The sequence below is a fragment of the Pseudomonas sp. NPDC087614 genome (assembly GCF_044743485.1).
Taxonomy (GTDB): domain Bacteria; phylum Pseudomonadota; class Gammaproteobacteria; order Pseudomonadales; family Pseudomonadaceae; genus Aquipseudomonas; species Aquipseudomonas baetica_A.
In genome coordinates this window covers 1-5,544 of the sequence record NZ_JBIUWN010000140.1, presented here as the reverse complement: position 1 = coordinate 5,544, position 5,544 = coordinate 1, and the positions used below count along the sequence as shown (strand labels likewise).

The following is a 5,544-nucleotide window of genomic DNA, read 5'->3' as shown; positions in this document are numbered from 1 at the left end:
CTACGCGAAATACACGAAGCGTTGCAGCAGACATATTGCCGCACCATCGGCGCTGAATTTACGCATATCACCGATTCCGAGCAGCGCCAGTGGTTCCAGCAGCGTCTGGAAAGCGTGCGTGGTCGTCCGACATACTCCGCCGACATCAAGAGCCACCTGCTTGAGCGCGTGACAGCCGGTGAAGGCCTGGAAAAATACCTGGGCACCAAATACCCGGGCACCAAGCGTTTCGGTCTGGAAGGCGGCGAAAGCCTGATTCCGATGCTCGACGAACTGATCCAGCGTTCCGGTTCCTACGGCACCAAGGAAGTCGTCATCGGCATGGCTCACCGTGGTCGTCTGAACGTACTGGTCAACACCTTCGGCAAGAACCCGCGCGAGCTGTTCGACGAGTTCGAAGGCAAGAAGAAGGTCGAGTTGGGTTCCGGTGACGTTAAATATCACCAGGGCTTCTCGTCCAACGTAATGACCACCGGTGGTGAAGTTCACCTGGCCATGGCGTTCAACCCGTCCCACCTGGAAATCGTTTCCCCGGTGGTAGAAGGTTCGGTTCGTGCCCGTCAGGATCGTCGTAACGATTCGACCGGCGAGAAGGTTCTGCCGATCTCCATCCACGGTGACGCTGCATTCGCAGGTCAAGGTGTGGTCATGGAAACCTTCCAGATGTCGCAGACCCGCGGTTTCAAAACCGGCGGTACTGTTCACATCGTGATCAACAACCAGGTGGGTTTCACCATCAGCAACCCGCTGGACTCGCGTTCCACCGAGTACGCCACCGACGTTGCGAAAATGATTCAGGCGCCGATTCTCCATGTGAATGGTGATGATCCGGAAGCCGTGTTGTTCGTGACCCAGTTGGCCATCGACTACCGCATGCAGTTCAAGCGTGACGTAGTGATCGATCTGGTCTGCTACCGTCGTCGCGGCCACAACGAGGCCGACGAGCCAAGCGGCACCCAGCCTCTGATGTATCAGCAGATCACCAAACAGCGTACCACTCGTGAGCTGTACGCCGATCGTCTGACTCAGGACGGTACTCTTGATGCAGAGCGTGTTCAGGCGAAGGTCGACGAATACCGCAACGCGCTGGACAACGGTCTGCACGTAGTGAAATCGCTGGTCAAAGAGCCGAACAAAGAGTTGTTCGTGGACTGGCGTCCGTATCTGGGCCACGCCTGGACTGCACGTCACGACACCCGTTTCGATCTGAAAACCCTGCAGGAACTGTCCGCCAAGCTGCTGGAAATTCCGGAAGGCTTCGTGGTTCAGCGTCAGGTTGCGAAGATCTACGAAGACCGTCAGAAGATGCAAGCCGGCGGCCTGCCAATCAACTGGGGTTACGCCGAAACCATGGCGTACGCGACCCTGGCGTTTGAAGGTCACCCGATTCGCATGACCGGTCAGGACATCGGCCGCGGTACGTTCTCGCACCGTCACGCTGTTCTGCACAATCAGAAAGATGCGGGCACCTACATTCCGCTGCAGAACCTGTACGACGGTCAGCCACGCTTTGACCTGTACGACTCTTTCCTGTCGGAAGAAGCGGTGCTGGCCTTCGAATACGGTTACTCGACCACCACGCCAAACGCGCTGGTGATCTGGGAAGCCCAGTTCGGCGACTTCGCCAACGGTGCGCAGGTTGTTATCGACCAGTTCATCACCAGCGGCGAGCACAAGTGGGGCCGTCTCTGCGGTCTGACCATGTTGCTGCCACACGGTTATGAAGGTCAGGGCCCTGAGCACAGTTCGGCACGTCTTGAGCGTTATCTGCAGCTATGCGCCGAGCACAACATTCAGGTGTGCGTACCGACCACTCCGGCGCAGATCTACCACTTGCTGCGTCGTCAGGTGATCCGCCCGCTGCGCAAACCTCTGGTAGTTTTGACTCCGAAGTCGCTGCTGCGCCACAAGCTGGCCATCTCGACGCTGGAAGACCTGGCCGAAGGTTCGTTCCAGACCGTGATCCCGGAAATCGATGCTCAAGATCCGAAAAAGGTCGAGCGCATTGTTCTGTGTAGCGGCAAGGTCTACTACGACCTGCTGGAAAAACGCCGTGCCGAAGGCCGTGACGATATCGCCGTCGTGCGTATCGAGCAGCTGTACCCATTCCCTGAGGACGACTTGAACGAAGTTCTGGCTCCGTACACCAACCTCAAACATATCGTTTGGTGTCAGGAAGAGCCGATGAACCAGGGTGCCTGGTACTGCAGCCAGCACCACATGCGCCGCATCGTTAGCAATCACAACAAGTCTCTCGTACTTGAGTACGCGGGCCGTGATGCTTCTGCTGCACCCGCTTGTGGTTATGCATCGATGCACGCCGAGCAGCAGGAAAAACTGCTGCAAGACGCGTTTACCGTTTAACGCCTTCGCGCACCTGAAACCGAATTTAAGGAACTACAGATAATGGCTATCGAGATCAAAGCCCCCACTTTCCCGGAATCGGTTGCCGATGGCACCGTTGCCACCTGGCACAAACAACCGGGCGACGCTGTCAAGCGCGACGACCTGATCGTTGACATCGAAACCGACAAAGTCGTACTGGAAGTGCTGGCTACTGCTGATGGCGTGCTGGGCGCAATCGTCAAGAACGAAGGCGACACCGTTCTATCCGACGAAGTCCTGGGCTCCATCGAAGCGGGCGGCGCTGCGGCCGCTGCTCCAGCCGCCGCTGCTGCTCCGGCCGCTGCTGCCGTTGCCCCGGCTGCCGCCGAAGGCGAAGACGATCCTGTTGCTGCTCCGGCTGCTCGCAAGCTGGCTGAAGAAAACGGCATCAACATCGCTTCCGTTGCCGGCACCGGCAAGGGCGGTCGTGTGACCAAGGAAGACGTGGTTGCTGCTGTTGCTGCCAAGAAAGCCGCTCCGGCTGCCGCGCCTGCCAAGGCTGCTGCTCCTTCGGCCGCCGCTCCTGTGTTCGCCGCTGGCGACCGCATCGAGAAGCGCGTACCGATGACCCGCGTTCGCGCCACTGTGGCCAAGCGTCTGGTTGAAGCTCAATCGAACATGGCAATGCTGACCACTTTCAACGAAGTCGACATGACCGAAGTCATGGCGCTGCGTTCCAAGTACAAGGATCTGTTCGAGAAGTCCCACAACGGCGTACGCCTGGGCTTCATGTCTTTCTTCGTGAAGGCGGCCACCGAAGCACTGAAGCGCTTCCCGGCTGTGAACGCGTCGATCGACGGCGGCGACATCGTTTATCACGGCTACGCTGACATCGGCGTTGCCGTTTCCAGCGACCGCGGCCTGGTAGTACCGGTCCTGCGTAACGCCGAGCTGATGAGCCTGGCTGAAATCGAAGGTGGTATCGCCACTTTCGGCAAGAAGGCCCGTGACGGCAAACTGTCGATGGACGAGATGACCGGTGGTACCTTCACCATCACCAACGGTGGTACCTTCGGCTCGATGATGTCGACTCCGATCGTCAACCCGCCGCAGGCAGCTATTCTGGGCATGCACAACATCATCCAGCGTCCTATGGCCATCAATGGTCAGGTCGTTATCCGTCCGATGATGTACCTGGCATTGTCCTACGATCACCGTCTGATCGATGGCAAAGAAGCTGTGACCTTCCTGGTGACCATCAAGAACCTGCTGGAAGATCCGGCTCGTCTGTTGCTGGATATCTGATAGAAGCAGCTGCAAGCTTCGAGCAGCAAGCCGCAAGAAAGGGCGGCTTGGCTTGAAGCTTGTGGCTTGAAGCTTTTCGCTAAAGAGGATTTTTTGAATGTCGCAGAAATTTGACGTAGTAGTGATTGGTGCTGGCCCTGGTGGCTATGTGGCTGCCATCAAGGCCGCACAACTGGGTCTGAGCACTGCCTGCATCGAGAAGTACACCGACGCCGAAGGCAAGCAAGCCCTGGGCGGTACCTGCCTGAACGTCGGCTGCATTCCTTCCAAGGCGCTGCTGGACAGCTCCTGGAAATACAAGGAAGCGAAAGAAAGCTTCAACGTTCACGGTATCTCGACCGGCGAAGTCAAAATGGACGTCGCTGCGATGGTTGGCCGCAAGGCTGGCATCGTCAAGAACCTGACCGGCGGCGTTGCCACTCTGTTCAAGGCCAATGGCGTTACTTCGATCCAGGGCCACGGCAAGCTGTTGGCTGGCAAGAAAGTCGAAGTCACCAAGCCGGACGGTTCGGTTGAAGTCATCGAAGCTGAAAACGTCATTCTGGCGCCAGGTTCGCGTCCGATCGACATTCCACCGGCTCCGGTTGATCAGAACGTCATCGTCGATTCGACAGGTGCGCTGGAATTCCAATCCGTGCCTAAGCGTCTGGGCGTGATCGGCGCTGGCGTGATCGGTCTGGAACTGGGTTCGGTATGGTCGCGTCTGGGTGCAGAAGTGACTGTCCTGGAAGCCCTGGACACCTTCCTGATGGCAGCGGACACCGCGGTTTCCAAGGAAGCGCTGAAAACCCTGACCAAGCAGGGTCTGGACATCAAACTGGGTGCTCGCGTGACCGGTTCGAAAGTGAACGGCGACGAAGTCGTTGTTAACTACACCGATGCCAACGGCGAACAGACCATCACTTTCGACAAGCTGATCGTAGCCGTTGGTCGCCGTCCGGTGACCACTGATCTGCTGGCTGCCGACAGCGGCGTGACCCTGGACGAGCGCGGTTTCGTGCACGTTGATGATCAATGCGCGACCACCGTACCGGGCGTTTTCGCCATCGGGGACGTGGTTCGCGGCATGATGCTGGCTCACAAAGCCTCGGAAGAGGGCATCATGGTTGTCGAGCGCATCAAAGGTCACAAGGCTCAGATCAACTATGACCTGATCCCTTCGGTTATTTATACTCACCCGGAAATCGCTTGGGTTGGCAAAACCGAGCAGGCATTGAAAGCTGAAGGCGTTGAAGTTAACGTTGGCACCTTCCCGTTCGCCGCTTCCGGCCGTGCCATGGCCGCCAACGATACCGGTGGTTTCGTCAAGGTCATCGCCGATGCCAAGACTGACCGCGTATTGGGCGTGCACGTGATTGGCCCGAGCGCTGCAGAACTGGTTCAGCAGGGCGCGATCGGTATGGAGTTCGGCACCAGCGCTGAAGACCTGGGCATGATGGTTTTCTCCCATCCGACCCTGTCTGAAGCCTTGCACGAAGCTGCTCTGGCTGTGAATGGCGGCGCCATCCACATTGCCAACCGCAAGAAGCGTTAACAGACAATAAGAAACCACGGCGGTAACGGCCCGTCGTGAGCCTTGCGAGCAAGTCTCACCGCGGAATGTCCGCTGGACGCAGTCTTGCGTAGCTCAGCTACGCAAGCAGCAGTCACAGGTGGCGCGGCACTCATCAAGAGCGCAGCGCCGAATGCGCAGTACCTAACGAAGACGGTAAAAAGCATGAATCTTCACGAGTATCAGGGTAAGCAGCTGTTCGCTGAATACGGCCTGCCAGTTTCCACTGGTTACGCAGTAGACACCCCAAGCTTCTGCTGCTGCTTCCGGGGTGTATAATGCGTAACCAGTGGAAAATGGCAGGCCGTATTAAGCGAACAGCTGCTTACCCAGATAATCGTGAAGATTAATGCTTTTTAAAG

3 protein-coding genes and 1 pseudogene are annotated in these 5,544 nt (G+C 57.7%); all 4 read left to right on the top strand.

Going from position 1 to position 5,544, the window contains the following annotated elements:
• On the top strand, positions 1-2,364 hold a 2,364-nt coding region (locus tag ACIOWA_RS27185), incomplete at its 5' end, for a 2-oxoglutarate dehydrogenase E1 component (protein WP_401162846.1).
• Between the two features lie 42 nt (positions 2,365-2,406).
• On the top strand, positions 2,407-3,630 hold the full coding sequence (odhB, locus tag ACIOWA_RS27180; protein WP_339433636.1) for a 2-oxoglutarate dehydrogenase complex dihydrolipoyllysine-residue succinyltransferase: 1,224 nt from the start codon (positions 2,407-2,409) through the stop codon (positions 3,628-3,630).
• 97 nt (positions 3,631-3,727) lie between these two features.
• On the top strand, positions 3,728-5,164 hold the full coding sequence (lpdA, locus tag ACIOWA_RS27175; protein ID WP_339433637.1) for a dihydrolipoyl dehydrogenase: 1,437 nt from the start codon (positions 3,728-3,730) through the stop codon (positions 5,162-5,164).
• 183 nt (positions 5,165-5,347) lie between these two features.
• A pseudogene (locus ACIOWA_RS27170) lies at positions 5,348-5,431 on the top strand (hypothetical protein); the annotation flags it as partial.
• Positions 5,432-5,544 lie beyond the last annotated feature (113 nt).

Excerpts from the sequence above, each read along its gene's own strand:
- odhB (WP_339433636.1), top strand. The coding sequence starts at position 2,407 with ATGGCTATCGAGATCAAAGCCCCCACTTTCCCGGAATCGGTTGCCGAT.
- lpdA (WP_339433637.1), top strand. The coding sequence starts at position 3,728 with ATGTCGCAGAAATTTGACGTAGTAGTGATTGGTGCTGGCCCTGGTGGC.